The sequence below is a fragment of the Pseudarthrobacter scleromae genome (assembly GCF_014644515.1).
Lineage (GTDB): Bacteria > Actinomycetota > Actinomycetes > Actinomycetales > Micrococcaceae > Arthrobacter > Arthrobacter scleromae.
This window is the reverse complement of record NZ_BMKV01000007.1, coordinates 2,717-20,762: the sequence shown is the minus strand read 5'-3', so window position 1 is coordinate 20,762 and position 18,046 is coordinate 2,717. Positions and strand designations below refer to the sequence as shown.

Annotated in this window: 16 protein-coding genes; 13 read left to right on the top strand and 3 right to left on the bottom strand. The window is 68.5% G+C overall.

What is annotated here, in order from left to right:
• Nucleotides 1–2 precede the first annotated feature (2 nt).
• Nucleotides 3–2,546, top strand: a complete 2,544-nt coding sequence (gene pheT, locus IEX33_RS16705) for a phenylalanine--tRNA ligase subunit beta (RefSeq protein WP_188732048.1) — start codon at nucleotides 3–5, stop codon at nucleotides 2,544–2,546.
• A gap of 79 nt (nucleotides 2,547–2,625) precedes the next feature.
• Here the strand turns inward: pheT and IEX33_RS16700 are convergent, their stop codons facing one another.
• Entirely contained in the window at nucleotides 2,626–3,591 is a 966-nt protein-coding gene (locus tag IEX33_RS16700) for a quinone oxidoreductase family protein (RefSeq protein WP_188732047.1), read from the bottom strand.
• 145 nt (nucleotides 3,592–3,736) lie between these two features.
• On the opposite strand from IEX33_RS16700, the gene argC reads away from it, so the two are divergent.
• The 10 genes from argC to IEX33_RS16650 all read left to right on the top strand — a co-directional run bounded on the left by argC (nucleotide 3,737) and on the right by IEX33_RS16650 (nucleotide 13,923).
• Nucleotides 3,737–4,768 carry an N-acetyl-gamma-glutamyl-phosphate reductase gene (gene argC / locus IEX33_RS16695; protein WP_188732045.1) on the top strand — a complete coding sequence of 344 codons (1,032 nt, stop codon included), beginning with the start codon at nucleotides 3,737–3,739 and terminating at the stop codon, nucleotides 4,766–4,768.
• The gene (argJ, locus tag IEX33_RS16690; RefSeq protein ID WP_188732043.1) at nucleotides 4,765–5,931 is read left to right on the top strand and encodes a bifunctional glutamate N-acetyltransferase/amino-acid acetyltransferase ArgJ; all 1,167 of its coding nucleotides are present in this window, start codon (nucleotides 4,765–4,767) and stop codon (nucleotides 5,929–5,931) included. The genes argC and argJ overlap by 4 nt, the downstream gene beginning before the upstream one ends.
• Before the next feature lie 55 nt (nucleotides 5,932–5,986).
• Nucleotides 5,987–6,940: an acetylglutamate kinase gene (gene argB, locus IEX33_RS16685; RefSeq protein ID WP_188732041.1), complete on the top strand. Its 954-nt coding sequence runs from the start codon at nucleotides 5,987–5,989 to the stop codon at nucleotides 6,938–6,940.
• A gap of 53 nt (nucleotides 6,941–6,993) precedes the next feature.
• Entirely contained in the window at nucleotides 6,994–8,208 is a 1,215-nt protein-coding gene (locus IEX33_RS16680; protein ID WP_377090210.1) for an acetylornithine transaminase, read from the top strand.
• The gene (gene argF / locus IEX33_RS16675; RefSeq protein WP_188732039.1) at nucleotides 8,205–9,215 is read left to right on the top strand and encodes an ornithine carbamoyltransferase; all 1,011 of its coding nucleotides are present in this window, start codon (nucleotides 8,205–8,207) and stop codon (nucleotides 9,213–9,215) included. The genes IEX33_RS16680 and argF overlap by 4 nt, the downstream gene beginning before the upstream one ends.
• On the top strand, nucleotides 9,215–9,745 hold the full coding sequence (locus IEX33_RS16670) for an arginine repressor (protein WP_174180327.1): 531 nt from the start codon (nucleotides 9,215–9,217) through the stop codon (nucleotides 9,743–9,745). The genes argF and IEX33_RS16670 overlap by 1 nt, the downstream gene beginning before the upstream one ends.
• 46 nt (nucleotides 9,746–9,791) lie before the next feature.
• The gene (locus IEX33_RS16665) at nucleotides 9,792–10,997 is read left to right on the top strand and encodes an argininosuccinate synthase (protein ID WP_188732038.1); all 1,206 of its coding nucleotides are present in this window, start codon (nucleotides 9,792–9,794) and stop codon (nucleotides 10,995–10,997) included.
• Nucleotides 10,994–12,484 carry an argininosuccinate lyase gene (gene argH / locus IEX33_RS16660; protein WP_188732037.1) on the top strand — a complete coding sequence of 497 codons (1,491 nt, stop codon included), beginning with the start codon at nucleotides 10,994–10,996 and terminating at the stop codon, nucleotides 12,482–12,484. Before IEX33_RS16665 ends, argH begins: the two co-directional genes overlap by 4 nt.
• A gap of 125 nt (nucleotides 12,485–12,609) precedes the next feature.
• Complete coding sequence (locus IEX33_RS16655; protein WP_188732036.1) at nucleotides 12,610–13,146, top strand: pyridoxine/pyridoxamine 5'-phosphate oxidase; 537 nt, start codon at nucleotides 12,610–12,612, stop codon at nucleotides 13,144–13,146.
• A 9-nt stretch (nucleotides 13,147–13,155) separates the two neighbouring features.
• A complete protein-coding gene (locus IEX33_RS16650) occupies nucleotides 13,156–13,923 on the top strand; it encodes a maleylpyruvate isomerase family mycothiol-dependent enzyme (protein WP_188732035.1) in 768 nt (255 codons plus the stop codon).
• Between the two features lie 9 nt (nucleotides 13,924–13,932).
• Here the strand turns inward: IEX33_RS16650 and IEX33_RS16645 are convergent, their stop codons facing one another.
• On the bottom strand, nucleotides 13,933–14,427 hold the full coding sequence (locus tag IEX33_RS16645; protein ID WP_188732034.1) for a methylated-DNA--[protein]-cysteine S-methyltransferase: 495 nt from the start codon (nucleotides 14,425–14,427) through the stop codon (nucleotides 13,933–13,935).
• Complete coding sequence (locus IEX33_RS16640; protein ID WP_188732033.1) at nucleotides 14,424–15,938, bottom strand: DNA-3-methyladenine glycosylase 2 family protein; 1,515 nt, start codon at nucleotides 15,936–15,938, stop codon at nucleotides 14,424–14,426. Before IEX33_RS16640 ends, IEX33_RS16645 begins: the two co-directional genes overlap by 4 nt.
• 114 nt (nucleotides 15,939–16,052) lie before the next feature.
• Between IEX33_RS16640 and IEX33_RS16635 the strand changes: the two genes are divergently transcribed.
• Nucleotides 16,053–16,730 (top strand): DNA-3-methyladenine glycosylase, encoded by a 678-nt coding sequence (locus tag IEX33_RS16635; protein WP_188732032.1) that lies wholly within the window; start codon nucleotides 16,053–16,055, stop codon nucleotides 16,728–16,730.
• 52 nt (nucleotides 16,731–16,782) lie between these two features.
• A partial coding sequence (locus IEX33_RS19420) for a HelD family protein (RefSeq protein ID WP_407681609.1) occupies nucleotides 16,783–18,046 on the top strand: 1,264 nt, incomplete at its 3' end.

Below are 18,046 nucleotides of genomic sequence, written 5' to 3'. Positions count from 1 at the left end.
CAGTGCGTATCCCACTTTCCTGGCTGCGTGAATTCGCAGAGGTACCGGCCGGAGCAACGGCAGAAGACGTCATGACCGAGCTGGTCAAGGTCGGCTTTGAAGAAGAGGACGTCCACCGCCCCACGGACACCCTGCAGGGGCCCATCGTGGTGGGCCAGGTCCTGAGCCTGGTCAAGGAACCCCAGACCAACGGCAAAACCATCAACTGGTGCCAGGTCCGGGTGGTTCCCGAAGGCCAGGAGCAGACCCTCACCGGCGACGGCATTGACCCCTCCGGTGTGCAGGGCATCATCTGCGGCGCGCACAACTTCGTTGAGGGGGACAAGGTGGTGGTCACCCTGCCGGGCGCCGTGCTGCCGGGCAACTTCCACATCTCTGCCCGGAAGACCTACGGGCACCTGTCAGCAGGCATGATCGCCTCCGTCCGCGAACTCGGCATCGGCGAGGACCACGACGGCATCCTGGTGCTGTCCCGCATCGGGCTGGACCCCGAAATCGGCACTGACGCCATGGAGCTCCTGGGCCTCTACGACCAGGCTGCCGAGATCAACGTGACGCCGGACCGCGGCTACGCGTTCTCCATCCGAGGGGTTGCCCGCGAGTACGCCCACGCCACCGGCACCACCTTCACGGACCCCGCTTCCCGCGTCACCGCTCCTGCGGAGCTGTCCGGCGGCTACGGCGTCAAGATCAATGACGATGCCCCCATCTACGGCAAGCCCGGATGCGACAGGTTCGTGGCCCGAACCGTCCGCGGCGTGGACGCCACAAAGCCCACCCCGCCGTGGATGGTTTCGCGGCTGCGCCTCGCCGGCATCCGTTCCATCTCCCTGCCGGTGGACATTTCCAACTACGTGATGCTGGAACTCGGCCAGCCCACGCACTGCTACGACCAGGACACGCTGTCCGGGGACATCGTGGTGCGCCGGGCCCTGGCCGGCGAGAAGATCACCACCCTCGATGGCAAGGAACGCACGCTCGACGCCGAGGACCTCCTGATCACGGACGTCTCCGGACCGATCGGCATCGCCGGAGTGATGGGCGGCGCCGCAACAGAGGTGGGGGATTCGACGTCGACCGTCCTGGTGGAAGCCGCGCACTTTGACGAGGTGTCCATTGCCCGTTCCAGGCGCCGCCACAAGCTGCCGTCTGAAGCGTCCAAGCGCTTTGAGCGCGGCGTGGACTGGCACGTGGCCGGCATCGCCGCCCAGCGCGTGGTTGACCTGCTCGTCGAGCTGGCCGGCGGAACGGCGGACCAGGCCGGAACCGATGTGGGGACCGCCCCTGACTCCGTCAGCATAGAACTTCCGGAGGCCTTCGCTGCCGCCCGCATTGGCATCGACTTCACTGAAGAGCAGATCGTCACGTCCCTGCAGGACCTCGGCGCCGCGGTGGAAAAGAACGACGGCGGCTGGACCGTTACGGCCCCCAGCTGGCGGAACGATCTGGAAACCAAAGAGGACCTCTCCGAAGAGATTGCCCGGCTGGTGGGCTACGACAAGATTCCCGCCACGCTTCCCGTGGCGCCTCCCGGGCGCGGCCTGACGCGGGTGCAGCAGCAGCGCCGCCGCCTGATCCAGGCCCTGGCGGATGCCGGCCTCACCGAAGTCCTGTCCTACCCCTTCGTGTCCAAGGCAGCCAATGACACGTTTGGGGTGGCCGAACAGGGCGCGGACCGGACCGCGGTCAAACTGGCGAACCCGATCAGCGAAGAGCAGGGCTTCCTGCGCACGTCCATCCTGCCGGGGCTCATCGAGGTGGCCAAGCGGAACCACTCGCGCGGTTTCCGCGACCTGGCACTCTTCGAGTCTGGCCTGGTGTTCCTGCCCGGCGGCACGGTAGGCACCGCCTCCATCCCGCCGCTGGGGGCCAAGCCTTCCGATGAGGTGCTGGACGGACTTTACGACGGCGTCCCGGACCAGCCATTCCACCTCGCCGCAGTGCTCACGGGACACGATTCCCCGGCAGCCGCCGGCCATACGCCGCGGCCCTGGGACTGGGCTGACGCGCTGGACCTTGCCCGCATTGCCGGGGACGTCCTTGGCGTGGAGGTCCTGGCCAGCCAGGGCAGCCACCAGGCTTTCCACCCCGGCCGTGCGGCCAGGCTGTCGCTCCGCAACGGGGACGTGGTGGGCTACGCCGGTGAGCTGCATCCCAAGCTGCTGGCGGCATCGGATATGCCTGCACGCTCGGTGGCCCTGGAGCTCAATGCTGACGCGCTGTTCGACGCCGCGCCGGACGTGATCGTGGCGCGCCACATCTCCACGTTCCCCGTGGCCACCCAGGATGTGGCGCTGGTGGTTCCTGCTGAAGTCCCCGCCGACGACGTCCTGGCGGCCCTGCGCGAAGGTGCCGGTGAACTGCTGGAGGACGTGGCGCTCTTCGACGTCTACGCAGGCAAGGGCATTGAGGACGGCAAGAAGTCCCTCGCGTTCGGGCTTCGGTTCCGCGCCAACGACCGGACCCTCACGGCGGACGAGGCATCAGCGGCACGGGAAGGCGCGGTGGCCCTGGCGGCCGAGCGCTTCGGCGCCGTCCAGCGCTGACCGGAAGCACGCATCAACAGAGAAGGTCCCCGCAGCCGCACGGCTCGGGGACCTTTCCTGTCTCCCGTTGCTGTCCGTCCTACGGAACCAGGATGACCTTTCCGGTGGTTTTCCGCCCCTCAAGGTCGCGGTGTGCCTGGGCGGCCTGCACCAAGGGGTACCGGGCGCCGATCCGGACCTTCAGGCTGCCGTCCGCCGCGGCCGCGAACACTTCGCCGGAGCGCCAGCGCCGCTCCGCAGCGTCCCTCAGGTAGTGCCCCATGGTGGGCCTGGTCAGGAACAGCGAACCGCCGGCATTCAGGCGCTGGGGATCCACGGGAGGGACCGGGCCGGAGGCAGCGCCGAAAAGCACCAGCATGCCCCGGACGCGCAGAGCGGCCAGTGAGCCGTCGAACGTGTCCTTCCCAACGCCGTCGTACACCACGTCGGCGCCGGTGCCGCTGGTGATCTCCCTGACCCTCTCAGCGAAGCCTTCGTACTGCAGCACGTGGTCGGCGCCGGCGCCGCGGGCGAGCTGCTCCTTTGCGTCCGTGGAGACTGTGGTGATGACTTCCGCCCCCCGGGCCTTGAGCAGCTGGATCAGCAGCAGGCCCACGCCCCCCGCACCCGCGTGCAGCAGGACGGTGTGGCCCGGTTCCACCTTGAAGGTGGAGTTCATCAGGTAATGGGCGGTGATGCCCTGCAGGGGAAGCGCAGCCGCCGTCAGGTCGTCCAGGCCGCGCGGGACCGGCAGGGCGGCGGCCTCATCAACGAGCGCGTAGTCCGCGTAGCAGTTGATGCCCTCCGCCGTGGCCACCCGGTCGCCGGGGACGAACCCCGTGACGCCATCGCCCACCGCTTCAACGGTGCCGGCGGCTTCGGACCCGGGGGTGAACGGGAAAGGGACCTTGTAGGTGCCGCTGCGCTTGTACGTGTCAATGAAGTTGACGCCCGCTGCCCCCACCTTCACCAGGAGCTGGCCGGGCCCCGGGACAGGGCGTTCGATGTCCTCGTAGGTAAGGACTTCCGGTCCGCCTGCCTGACGTGCGACGATTGCGTGGGTCATTGCTCACCTTTCCCGGTCCCGGCGTTTCCGGCTCCGGCTGCTGCCACCATCCTAGGGACAGTCCGCGGAAGCCCCATAGCGGGCACCCTCCCCTGCATGCATAAATATCGGCATCAGTGAATACTTTTGCTGTATGGTGGTGGTCATGACTATTTCTGTTGCAGTGTCCGGTGCCAGCGGATACGCCGGGGGAGAGATCCTGCGCCTCCTGGCCGGGCATCCTGGCGTCACCATTGGAGCCATCACAGCCCACAGCAATGCCGGATCCCGGCTCGGCGAACTGCAGCCCCACCTGCACGGGCTCGCAAGCCGCATCCTCGAGGACACCTCGGTGGAGAACCTGTCCGGCCACGACGTCGTCTTCCTGGCCCTGCCGCACGGCGCCTCCGCGGAGATAGCAGCCCAGCTGCCGGCGGGGACCGTCGTCATCGACGCCGGCGCAGACCACCGGCTGGAGGACGCGGCGGCGTGGGAAAAGTTCTACGGTTCCGCCCACGCCGGCACCTGGCCCTACGGCCTGCCGGAGCTCCCGGGCCAGCGCGAGGCCCTCAAAGGTGCCAACCGCATCGCCGTGCCCGGCTGCTACCCGACGTCGGCCCTGCTGGCCCTTGCGCCCGGCTTCGCCGCCGGGCTCCTCCAGCCCGACGACGTCGTCATCGTTGCTGCCTCCGGCACCTCCGGTGCAGGCAAGGCCGCCAAAGTGAATCTCATCGGTTCAGAGGTCATGGGTTCCATGAGCCCGTATGGCGTTGGCGGCGGACACCGCCACACACCCGAGATCGAACAGGGCCTGTCCAACGCCGCGGGCGAACAGGTCACCGTGTCCTTCACGCCCACCCTGGCGCCCATGAGCCGGGGTATCCTCACGACGGCGACGGCGAAGGTCAAAGCCGGCACCACGGGGGAGCAGCTCCGCCAGGCCTGGACCGATGCCTATGACGACGAACCGTTCGTGCACGTCCTCCCGGAAGGCCAGTGGCCCGCCACGAAATCCGTGCAGGGGTCGAACCATGCTGCCATGCAGCTGGCGTTCGATTCCCACACCGGCCGGGTGATCGTCACCTGCGCCATCGACAACCTCACCAAAGGGACCGCCGGCGGCGCCGTCCAGTCCATGAACATTGCCCTCGGCCTCGCGGAAACCGCCGGCCTTGACCTGCAGGGAGTTGCCCCGTGACCGTTACCGCCCCCCGTGGATTCCGGGCCGCCGGCGTCACCGCCGGACTCAAGGCCTCCGGCAAACCGGACCTTGCCCTGGTGGTGAATGACGGCCCGTCCAAAGCCGCCGCTGCCGTCTTCACCAGCAACCGCGTCGCCGCAGCGCCCGTGCACTGGTCCCGCCAGGTTGTCTCGGACGGCCGCGTGGACGCGGTTGTCCTCAACTCCGGCGGAGCGAACGCCTGCACGGGGCCGGCCGGCTTCCAGAACACGCATAGCACCGCCGAAAAGGTGGCCAAGGTCCTGGACATTTCCGCCACGGACGTGTTCGTGTGTTCCACCGGCCTGATCGGCGAGCAGTTGCCCATGGACAAAATCCTTCCCGGCGTGGAGGCTGCTGCTGCCGCGCTGAGCGCCGACGGCGGCCCCGAGGCAGCGACCGCCATCATGACCACCGACTCCGTTCCGAAGGCAGCGCTGTTTATCGGCACCGATGCGGACGGCGAGGAATTCGCCATCGGCGGGATCGCCAAGGGTGCGGGCATGCTGGCTCCGGGCCTGGCTACCATGCTGGTGGTCCTCACCACTGATGCGGCCGTGGACGCGGAACTGCTCGACGTCGTCCTCCGCGACGCCACCCGGGTCACGTTCGACCGGGCAGACTCGGACGGCTGCATGTCCACCAACGACACCGTGGTCCTGCTGTCCTCCGGTGCCTCCGGCGCCGTGCCGTCGGCAGAGGCCTTCGGTGCCGGCCTGACCCAGGTCTGCGCCGAACTTGCCCGGAAGCTCATCGCCGACGCCGAGGGTGCCAGCCACGACATCGCCATCCGCACCTTCAACGCTGCCAGCGAAGCGGACGCCGAAACCGTCAGCCGTTCCGTGGCCCGCTCCAACCTCTTCAAGGCCGCTATTTTCGGCAAGGATCCCAACTGGGGACGGGTACTGTCGGCCGTCGGCACTACTGACGCCGTCTTCGAACCCGACCAGCTCAACGTGGCTATGAACGGTGTCCAGATCTGCCGCAACGGCAGCATCGGCGACGACCGCGGCCTGGTGGACCTGGAACCGCGCGAGGTCCTGGTGGAAATCGACCTTCAGGCCGGCGACGCCGAGGCCACCATCTGGACGAACGACCTGACCCACGACTACGTGCACGAGAACAGCGCCTACTCAAGCTGACGCACCACCTGAGCCGGCCCCTTCCGGCGCCCGGCAACCTTGGAGAAACTGCCTGATGAACACCCGCACCCGCGAAACCACGTCCACGCTTGATGCCCAAAGCAAGGCCGGCACCCTGATCGAGGCGCTGCCCTGGATCCAGCGCTTTGCCGGCACCACCATGGTGATCAAGTATGGCGGCAACGCCATGGTCAACGACGAGCTGCGCCGTGCCTTCGCCGAGGACGTTGTGTTCCTGCACCACGTGGGCATCCACCCTGTGGTGGTGCACGGGGGCGGGCCCCAGATCAACTCCATGCTGGCCCGGCTGGGCATCGAGTCCGAGTTCAAGGGAGGCCTGCGGGTCACCACTCCGGAAGCCATGGACGTGGTCCGCATGGTCCTCACCGGCCAGGTGGGCCGCGAACTCGTGGGCCTGATCAACTCCCACGGCCCCTACGCCGTGGGCATGTCCGGTGAAGACGGCGGACTGCTGCGCGCCGTGCGCACCGGCACCGTCATCGACGGCGAGGAAGTGGACCTGGGGCTCGTGGGTGAAGTGGTGGGCGTAAACCCGGAAGGCATCCTGGACATCCTCGCCGCCGGACGCATTCCCGTGATCTCCACGGTGGCCCCGGAGATCGACGTCGAGGGGTTCGCAGCAGACGGCAGCGTCCAGACCACGGGACAGGTGCTCAACGTCAATGCGGACACCGCGGCGGCAGCCCTGGCCGAAGCCCTCGGTGCCTCCAAACTGGTGATCCTCACCGACGTCGAAGGCCTGTATGCCAACTGGCCGGACAAGACCTCGCTGATCTCCTCCCTGAAAGCATCGGACCTGCGGGAGCTCCTGCCCTCGCTGGAATCCGGCATGATCCCCAAGATGGAGGCGTGCCTCAAGGCGATCGACGGCGGCGTGGAGCGTGCGCACATCGTGGACGGACGCCTGGCCCACTCCATGCTGCTGGAAACCTTCACCACCGCGGGCATCGGCACGCAGGTGGTCCCCGACGAGGAGACAAACGCATGAACGAAACTGTTGACGTAAGTCCGGTCAGCGACCGGGACGCCAAAGCTTCCGTGATGACCGGCAGCGGCAGCGGCCCAGAGTGGCTGGCCCGCTACTCCAGCTCCCTCATGGGCGTCTTCGGCACCCCGCAGCGCGTCCTGGTCCGTGGCGCCGGCTGCCTCGTGTGGGACGCCGACGGCAAGGAGTACCTGGACCTGCTCGGAGGCATCGCCGTCAACGCGCTGGGCCATGCCAACCCGTTCGTCACGTCGGTGATCTCCAGCCAGCTGGCCACCCTCGGCCATGTCTCCAACTTCTTCACCAGCCCCACGCAGATCGCGCTGGCCGAAAAGCTCCTGGCCCTCACCGACGCCCCTGCCGGTTCCAAGGTGTTCTTCACCAACTCCGGCACCGAGGCCAACGAGGCCGCCTTCAAGCTGGCCCGCCGCAATACGGGCGGCAGCGGCGCCAAGCGGACCAAGATCATCGCCCTGGAAGGGGCCTTCCACGGCCGGACCATGGGCGCCCTTGCGCTGACCGCCAAGGAGGCCTACCGCGAGCCGTTCGAGCCGCTGCCCGCCGGCGTCGTGCACATCCCCTTCGGCGACGTGGAGGCACTTAAGGACGCCGTTGACGAGACCGTGGCCGCCGTCTTCCTGGAGCCCATCCAGGGCGAGGCGGGCGTGCGTCCCCTGCCGCCCGGATACCTTCGGGCCGCCCGCGAGCTGACCGCCAGGGTGGGAGCACTGCTGATCCTCGACGAAGTCCAGACCGGCATCGGCCGCACCGGGAAATGGCTTGCCAGCGAGGATGCCGGGATCATGCCGGACGCCGTTACCCTGGCCAAGGGCCTGGGCGGCGGCTTCCCGATCGGTGCCCTGATCACCTATGGTCCGGAGACGTCGTCGTTGTTGGCTGCGGGCCAGCACGGCACCACGTTCGGCGGGAACCCGGTGGCGACGGCGGCCGCCCTCGCCACCCTGCACGCCATCGAAAGCCAGCACGTGCTGTCCAATGCCTCAGCCGTGGGTGGGCACCTGCGGGCCGGACTGGCACTCCTGCCGGGCGTCACCGAAGTCCGCGGCGAAGGCCTCCTCATCGGCTTCGACCTGGATGCGGACGTCGCCCCGGCCGTGGTGCAGGCGGGCCTTGACGCCGGGTTCATCGTCAACAGCCCCGGCCCCCGCACCATCCGCCTTGCGCCGCCGCTGGTCCTGACCATGGCGCAGGCAGACACCTTCCTCGCCGCCTTCCCGGCAATCCTCCAAGCAGCTAAGGACGCCCAGTGACACCAGCAGCCAGCGCTACCCGGCACTTCCTCAAGGACACGGACCTCAGCCCCGCCGAACAGGCCGAGGTCCTCGGCCTCGCGGCCCGGATGAAGGCGGCGCCCTACAGCGTCCAGCCGTACGCCGCCGAGGGCAGCGGCCGCAAGACGGTGGCCGTGATCTTCGACAAAACCTCCACCCGGACCAGGGTCTCGTTCGCCACAGGGATCGCGGACCTGGGCGGCAACGCCCTGATCATCAACCCTGGAGAGGCACAGATCGGGCACAAGGAATCCGTGGAGGACACCGCCAGGGTCCTGGAGCGGATGGTGTCCACCATCGTCTGGCGGACCGGCGCCCACTCCGGCCTGGTGGCCATGGCGGAGAACTCGAGGGTTCCGGTGATCAACGCCCTGTGCGACGATTACCACCCCTGCCAGCTGCTGGCGGACCTGCTGGCCGTGAAAGAGCACAAGGGCGAACTCAAAGGCCTCACCATGAGCTACCTGGGGGACGCCGCCAACAACATGGCCAACTCCTACCTGCTGGCCGGAGTCACGGCCGGGATGCACGTGCGGATCGCCGGGCCGGAGGGCTACCTGCCGGCAGCAGACATCGTGGCCGCAGCCGAGGAACGCGCTGCGGAGACGGGCGGCTCGGTGCTCATCACCACTGACGCGGCGGAGGCCTTGAAAGGCGCCGACGTCGTTGCCACGGACACGTGGGTGTCCATGGGGCAGGAAGCGGAAAAGGAAGCCCGGATGCAGCGGTTCCGGGAGTACGCCGTGGATGAGGCCGCCATGGCACAGGCCGCGGAAGACGCCGTCGTGCTTCACTGCCTGCCTGCCTACCGCGGCTACGAAATCTCTGCCGGCGTCATCGACGGACCGCAGTCCATCGTCTGGGACGAGGCCGAAAACCGGCTGCACGCACAGAAGGCCCTGATGGCCTGGCTGATGCACCGGTCGGGCCTGGCCTTCGTCGACGGACTCGCACCCGTTGAAGGCACAGGGGAGAGCACGTTCTAGTGTCCGCCCAACCGGCGTCGCCGGGCTCCAGCCCGGCGACCAAGACAGCCCGCCAGGCGCGCATCACCGCCATCCTGACGGGGGAGTCCGTGCGTTCCCAGGCGGAGCTGGCAGCACTGCTGGCGGACGACGGCGTGCAGGTCACCCAGGCAACGCTGTCGCGGGACCTCGTGGAACTCGGTGCGGTCCGGGTCCGCGGAAAGGAGGGCGTGCTGGTGTACGCCGTACCCGGCGAAGGCGGCGAACGGGCTGCCCGGAGCGGCGTGAGCCAGGAGATCCTGGACGCCCGGCTGGCCCGGCTGTGCAGTGAACTGCTGGTCACCGCGGAGGCCTCGGCCAATATCGCCGTGCTCCGCACCCCGCCGGGGGCCGCGAACTTCCTGGCACTGGCCATCGACCACTCGGTGATGCCGTCCATCCTGGGCACCATTGCCGGGGACGACACCGTGCTGCTGGTGGCCCGGGACCCGCAGGGCGGCCAGGACCTCGCCGCCAGGTTCCTGCAGCTGGCTGAAGAAGCCGGGCAATAAGCTTGAAGACAACATCAACAAACCCCAATCACAAGGAGCATTCGAAGTGACTGAACGCATTGTGCTCGCCTACTCGGGCGGCCTGGACACCTCAGTAGCCATCGGCTGGATCGGTGAAGCCACCGGCGCCGAGGTCATCGCCGTGGCGGTTGACGTCGGGCAGGGCGGTGAGTCCCTGGAAACCATCCGCCAGCGTGCCCTCGGCTGCGGCGCCGTCGAAGCCTACGTGGCCGACGCCTCCGACGAGTTCGCCAACGAATACTGCATGCCTACGCTGAAGGCCAACGGCCTCTACCAGGGCCACTACCCGCTGGTGTCCGCCATCTCCCGTCCGGTCATCGTCAAGCACCTGGTCAAGGCTGCCCGCGAATTCGGCGCCACCACCGTGGCCCACGGCTGCACCGGCAAGGGCAACGACCAAGTCCGCTTCGAAGTGGGCATCCAGACCCTCGGCCCGGACCTGAAGTGCATCGCCCCGGTCCGTGACCTGGCGCTCACCCGCGACAAGGCCATCGCCTTTGCCGAGGAGAAGGGCCTGCCGATCGAGACCACCAAGAAGAACCCGTACTCCATTGACCAGAATGTCTGGGGCCGCGCCGTGGAAACCGGCTACCTCGAGGACATCTGGAACGCCCCCACCAAGGACATCTACGACTACACCGCCACCCCGGAATTCCCGCCGGCACCGGACGAGGTCGTCATTTCCTTCGAAGCCGGCATTCCGGTGGCGATCGACGGCGTCAAGGTCACCCCGCTGCAGGCCATCAAGGAGCTCAACCGCCGCGCCGGCGCCCAGGGCGTGGGCCGCATCGACGTCGTCGAGGACCGCCTGGTGGGCATCAAGTCCCGCGAAATCTACGAGGCCCCCGGCGCCATGGCCCTCATCACGGCCCACAAGCACCTCGAGGACATCACCGTGGAGCGCGAGCAGGCCCGCTTCAAGGCCACCGTTGGCCAGCGCTGGTCCGAGCTGGTGTACGACGGCCAGTGGTTCTCCCCGCTGAAGCGCTCCCTGGACGCGTTCATCGAGGACACCCAGAAATACGTCTCGGGCGATATCCGCATGACCCTGCACGGTGGCCAGGCCATCGTCAACGGCCGCCGGTCCGACACCTCGCTCTACGACTTCAACCTCGCCACCTACGACACCGGCGACACCTTCGACCAGTCCATGGCGCGCGGCTTCATCGAGCTGTGGGGCATGTCCGCCAAGGTTGCGTCCGGCCGCGACATCCGCGTCGCCGGAAAGTGAGTCAGCAACAGGGCCCACGGGCGAAGGGGTCCCCGGCCGAGCGAAGCGAGGCTGGGGCGCGCCCGGGGACGAAGGCTGAGGCGACCAACACCGGTGCACTGTGGGGCGGCCGGTTTGCTGGCGGCCCCGCGGATGCCCTGGCGGCGCTGAGCAAGTCCACCCACTTTGACTGGCGGCTTGCCCGCTACGACATTGCCGGATCCAAGGCGCACGCCCGCGTGCTGCACAAAGCCGGCCTGCTGGACGACGCTGAACTGGAAGGCATGCTGGCCGCCCTCACGCAGCTGGATGAGGACGTGGCCTCCGGCGCCTATGTGCCGGCGGAGTCCGACGAGGACGTGCACGGCTCGCTGGAGCGGGGCCTGATCGAGCGCGCCGGAACCCAGCTGGGCGGCAAGCTCCGCGCCGGCCGTTCACGGAACGACCAGGTGGCCACGCTGGGCCGCATGTTCCTGCGGGACCACGCCCGGATCATTGCCCGCGGCGTGCTGGCCACGGTGGATGCCCTGGTGGACCAGGCCAAGGCGCACCACGGTGTTGCCATGCCCGGCCGCACCCACCTGCAGCACGCCCAGCCGGTGCTGCTCAGCCACCACCTGCTGGCCCACGCCTGGGCGCTGCTGCGCGACGTGCAGCGGCTCCAGGACTGGGACAAGCGCGCCGGCGTCTCGCCCTACGGTTCGGGCGCCCTGGCCGGCTCCTCGCTGGGGCTGGACCCGGAGGCGGTGGCCGCGGACCTGGGCTTCTTCTCCGCCTCCCACAACTCGATCGACGGCACGGCCTCGCGCGACGTCTTCGCCGAGTTCGCCTGGGTGTGTTCCATGATCGGCGTGGACCTCTCGCGGGTGTCGGAGGAAGTCATCCTCTGGGCAACCAAAGAGTTCTCCTTCGTCACGCTGCACGACTCCTACTCCACGGGTTCGTCCATCATGCCGCAGAAGAAAAACCCGGATGTGGCGGAACTGGCCCGCGGCAAGGCAGGCCGGCTCATCGGCAATTTGACCGGGCTGCTGGCCACGCTCAAGGGCCTTCCGCTGGCGTACAACCGCGACCTGCAGGAGGACAAGGAGCCGGTGTTCGACGCCGCAGACACCCTGGAGCTCCTGCTTCCGGCAGTCTCCGGCATGATCGCCACCCTGAAGTTCAACACCGAAAGAATGGAGTCGCTGGCACCGCAGGGCTTCGCGCTGGCCACTGACATTGCTGAGTGGCTCGTCCGCCAGGGCGTTCCGTTCCGGGAAGCCCACGAGCTGTCCGGCGCGGCCGTGAAGCAGGCCGAATCCCGCGGCGTGGAGCTGTGGGACCTGACGGACGGGGAATACGCTGCCATCTCGGAGCACCTGACGCCGGAGGTCCGCACGGTCCTGTCCACGGAGGGCTCCCTCAACAGCCGTAACTCCCAGGGCGGAACTGCGCCCGCCGCCGTCGAACGCCAGCTGGTCGCGCTGGAGGCGGAGCTGAAGGAAGCGCGGCACTACGCCGGGTAGAACGCTCTCTCACTTGATGCAACGTTTCCGGCAACGCTCCTGCACCGGGTGCAGGAGCGTTGCCGGTTTTCCTGCATCAAGTGAGAGAGCGTTAGGCGCCGGACGCTCCCCGCTAGCATGGTGCAATGAGCGAACCGTTCCGCAGGCAACTCCGCGCGCTTCCCGATTTCCCGGACACGCTGCCGGGCTTTGACCCGGAGGGCGCCCCCACGGATCCTGCCGAGCTGTTCAGACACTGGCTGGGGGAGGCGCTGGCAGCGGGGGAGCGGCAGCCGCATGCGTGCAGCCTGGCCACGGCGGGCGGCGACGGCAAACCGTCGTCCAGGATGCTGATCCTGAAGAACATCGACGACGACGGCTGGCACTTCGCCACGTCCCGCACCTCACGCAAGGGCAGGGAACTCGGCGCCAACCCGCATGCCGCCATGACCTTCTACTGGCCGTCCCAGGGCCGGCAGGTCCGCGTGGCCGGGGCCGTCGTCGAACTGTCCGCCGAGGCCTCCGCGCAGGACTGGGCGGAGCGGCCCCGTGCCGACGGCAGCACCAACCCGCACTGGCAGCTTTACGCCCTCCGGCCCGCCGAGATCGAGTTCTGGCAGGCCAGCAACGACGGCAACCATGTCCGCCACCGTGTGGCCCCCGACGGTTCGCCCCTGGGTTAGGCTGTCGCCATGACAGCTTCCGCACCAGACGAACTGCTTCCGGCGCTCCACAAGGCCGCAGCTGACGTGGCAGCCGACGCTGCAAAGTTCAGCGATTCCGACGTGCAGGCGCCCTCCGCCCTGCCCGGCTGGACGAGGGGGCACGTTCTGGCCCATCTCACAGGCATCTCCAACGCCATGGCCCGGCAGCTTGAGTACGCTGCGCGCGGAGAGGCCGTGGAGCTTTACGACGGCGGCATGGAAGGCCGGAACAAAGCCATCGACATGGCAGCGGGTCACGACGCCGCCACCCACCGCGCGGACCTCACCGCCGCGCTGGACCGGGCACTCAAGGCCTTCGACGCCCTGCCCGGCGTGAAGGATTCAGCCGCGAACCGGACCGGCTGGTACGCCCCCATCACGTATCGCGGCGGCGTGGTCCTGGACGGCGGACTGGCGCTGTGGCGGGAACTGGTCATCCACACGTCGGACCTGCTGGCGGGGAGGGGACCCGAAACCTGGAGCCGGCCGTTCTGCGAGCACCTTTTTGATTTCCTGGCGGCCAGGGTCCAGCCCGACGACAGGCTCGTGCTGCAGCCACTGGGGCTCCAGCCGCTGGCCATCGGCAGCGGCACCCGGTCCACCGTCATTAGCGGCATGATCACCGACATCGCAGCCTGGCTTGCCGGCCGCGAGCCGACGCTTGGCAGCCTCAAGGCCTCCGCCGCGGCCGACGGCGTGGACCTGCCGGTGCTGCTGCCGTGGCCGTCCGGAACCCCCGCCGCCACACAGGGCTGACCGGAAGGGCTAACCGGCTTCGCGTGCCAGGAGGCTCCGCTTAACTGGAAGCCCCCAGCGGAAACCGCCCAGCGTGCCGTCCGTGCGGATCACCCGGTGGCAGGGCACGAACAGTGCGGCAGCGTTGAAGGCGCAGGCGCTGGCGGCTGCCCGCACGGCCCTGGGGTTGCCGGCGAGCTCCGCGTACCGGGCGTACGTGACGGGCTGTCCCGGCTGCACCAGCCGCAGGACATCCCAGGCGTGGACCCGGAAAGGTCCCGACACCTGCCGCACGGGAACGCTCATCGCCGGCACCGGGTCACCGGCATAGAAGGCTTCGACGGCGGAGGAGATGTCCCCCAGCCCGGTGACCGGCTCCAGCGTGCCCGGCCGGAGGGACGGATGGATCTGCCCGGTCAGCTCACCAGGGTTGTCTGTCCATCCGCTGGAGAGCACGACGCCGTCCTGGGCCAGGATGGTGAACGGACCGTCCGGGGTGGTCATCTGAAGCAGCTGGGCCTTCATCGGTTCGCTTCCTCTGCTGGTCTGGTGCCTTGGTTTGTGTGTGCTGCTGTGCGCCTGCGGGTACCGGACGCCGGCCGGGCTGCCGCCCGCCACAGGTGCATGGTGGCGTATGAGCGCCAGGGGCTGGCTTCCCGGAAGTCCGCGCTGGACGCCGCGGTACCCTCCCCCAGGGCACGGATCCCGTTCCGTACCGCTGCGTCGTTGGCCAGGAAAACGTCCGGGGCGCCGAGGATGCGCATGGCCAGGTATCCCGTGGTCCATGGTCCCACGCCGGGAAGCGGAAGCAGTTTGGCGGCCAGGCTTTCCGGGCTGTCGCCATAGCCAAAGTCGAGTCCGCCGTCCGCCATGGCGGCAGCTGCCGCGAGGAGGGCCCCGATCCGCCGTTGCGGTCCGCGCAGGACCGCGGGGCCGCCGCCGGCGATTTCGGCCGGGGTGGGAAACATCCGCTCCAGGCCCTCGCCGGGGCTTCGGCTTGGACGTCCGACGGCGGCCAGCTGGGTGAGGGCGGTCCGCGCCGCGGCAACGGTGATCTGCTGCCCGGCCATGGCCCGGACCAGCATTTCCGCCGGATCCATGGCACCGGGCATCCTGATCCCGGGAGTGCCCGCCACTGCGGCAGCGAGCCTGGCATCCCCTGCCAGTGCACTGTCGATCGCCACAGGATCCGCATCGAGGTCAAAGAGCCGCCGTACCCGGCTCAACAGGGCCGGCAGGTCCCTAAGGTCCACCGCGCCGATAGTGAGGGTCAGCGGCCGGCCCGGAGCACCGGCGTCGTACTCCACCCGGAACCTCGCATCACCCTGGGGCAGCCGCAGGGTTCGGGCGTAGGACGTGGGCGTTCCCGCTTCGATCCCGGGGATGGCGCGGACAGCCAGGAAGTTGAAGACGCCGGGGTCGAAAGGTTCCCGGTAGGGGAGGTTGAGGGTGAGGGCGGTGGAGCCGGCGGGGGCCCTGGGATGCCTTGCGGTGCGGAGCGCGGTGGGCGTCATGCCAAAAACTTCCGCCATGGTTTCGTTGAACTGGCGGACGCTGCTGAACCCGGCCGCAAAGGCGACGTCGGCGAGCTTCATGGAGGTGGAGACCAGCAGGGTACGGGCAGTCTGCGCGCGGCCGGCCCGTGCAAGCGAGAGGGGGCCCGCCCCGAGCTCCTGGTTGAGGATGCGGTTGAGCTGGCGGGAGGAATAGCCCAGGCGGGCGGCCAGGCCGTCGACGCCGTCCCTGGTGACCACGCCGTCACTGATCAGCCGCATGGCGCGCCCGGCAATATCCTGGCGAAGGTTCCAGGCGGGTGTGCCGGGAACCGCCTCCGGAAGGCAGCGCTTGCAGGCCCGGTAGCCGGCGTCGTGCGCTGCTGCGGAGGTTTCATAGAAGGTGACGTTGGAGGCCTTCGGAGTCCGGGCCGGGCAGGACGGGCGGCAATAGATGCCCGTGGTCCGGACGGCAGTGTAGAACTGCCCGTCGAACCGGGTGTCCCGGGCGTCGATCGCCCGGTAGCGCTGCCAGAAGTCCATTCCTCCATCGTGCCAGCCCTCCCACGCCCCGGCTAGCGGAAATCGGACACGGCCGTGGCGCCTCCACCACGTGAATGGCGGGGCGGCGGCGCCGGCGTTGGATAGAGTCTGGCCATGAGCAGAAATCCGCTGACGGCCGGTCAGCCGCTGCGGGAGTTCCTTTCCGGAGATGCCCGCCAGCTGGCGCCCCTGCTGCTGGGCGCCGTCCTGACCCATGACTCCAGGGATGGTGCAGTATCGGTGCGGCTTACCGAAGTGGAGGCCTACCTGGGGCCAGAGGATTCCCTGCACCCGGATCCAGGATCACATACCTACCGCGGTCCCACACCCCGCAACGCCCCCATGTTCGGCCCGGCCGGCCACCTGTACGTCTACTTCACCTACGGGATGCACCACTGCACGAACATCGTGTGCGGGCCGGAAGGAACGGCGTCGGCCCTGCTGCTGAGGGCAGGGGAGATCGTGGACGGTGTTGAACTCGCCCGGCACCGGCGGACCACCTCCAAAAGCCCCGCCGACCTGGCAAGGGGGCCTGCCCGGCTGGCCAAGGCCCTGGGACTAACGACGGCGGACAGCGGCCGTGATGCGCTCGCGCCGCCGTTCGGGCTGGTCCTTCCCTCCCGGCCGGCAGTGCCGGTGAGCTCCGGGCCAAGGGTTGGGGTCTCCGGCGCAGGAGGGACGGACCGGTACGCATGGCGCTTCTGGATCACCGGCGACCCCACAGTCTCCCAGTACAAGCCGGCCAAACCCAGGGGAGCCAAACCGGATCCGGCAACGTTTCACGGGCGTTAACGGAAATGGTTGTAGAATGGTAGGTCTGTCTTTTGCGATAGGGGAACGTTAAATGCTTGACGCCGATTTGGCCCATGAACGCGACTATGTAGCCGGCCTGTACGCACGGCTGGAAGAGCTGCGCGAGGAAAAGCGCCGCCAGCTGGCGCAGGTCCGCCGGGCCGGGGCTGTGGGCACCATGCAGAACGTCTCCGAGCGCGACGCGTTCGCTGCTCTCTACGAGGACCGGCTTGCCCAGCTGGACGCGGTGGACGACCGGCTGGTCTTCGGCCGGCTGGACCTGGACTCCGGCGAAGCCCAGTACATTGGCCGCATCGGCCTCACCACCGAGGACCTGCAGCGGCTCATGGTGGACTGGCGTGCGCCCGAGGCCGGCCACTTCTACCAGGCCACGGCCTTTGACCGGCAGGGTGTGCGCCGCCGCCGGCACCTGATCCTGCAGGGCCGTGAGGTCAAGGCCATCGAGGATGACGTCCTTGACGCCGGGATGCTGGCGGACAACGAATCGCTGCAGGGGGAAGGCGCCCTGCTCGCCGCCCTGAATTCCAAGCGTACCGGCCGGATGTCCGACATTGTCAGCACCATCCAGTCCGAGCAGGACCGCATCATCCGGTCATCCATCTCCGGGGCGCTCGTGGTGCAGGGCGGACCCGGCACCGGAAAGACCGCCGTGGCCCTCCACCGGGCTGCCTACCTGCTCTATACCCACCGCGACCGCCTCAAGACCGCAGGTGTGCTGCTCGTGGGCCCGTCGTCGTCGTTCATGAAGTACATCGAAAGGGTGCTGCCCTCCCTGGGCGAGACCGGCGTGGTGATGGCCAGCGTGGGCCGCCTGATGCCCGGCATCCACGCCGTGCCGGAACCGGACGCCGACGTCGCTGCCATCAAGGGCCGCCTGGACATGGCCACCGTGGTGGCCAACGCCGTGGCCAACCGCCAACGGATTCCCGCTGAAGACCGGATCCTGGAGGTGGACGGCCGCAAACTGGTGCTGACGCCGCGCCAGGTTCGCCGTGCCCGCGAGCGTGCCCGCTCCACCGGCAAGCCGCACAACGAGGCGCGCGTGACGTTCGTCAAAATCCTGCTCCGCGAACTCACGGAACAGATGACCGAACTGGTGGAAGCCGGGAACATCGGCAACAACGCAGACCGCTCCTACCTTGCCGAGGATGTCCGTTCCGCACGCGATGTACGGATTGCCCTGAACCTCTGCTGGATGCCCATGACGCCGGAGAAGCTGATCTCCGAGCTCTTCAGCAAGCCGGCCATCCTGGAATTCTGTACCCCCACCATGTCTCCGGCTGAACGGGCGCTCC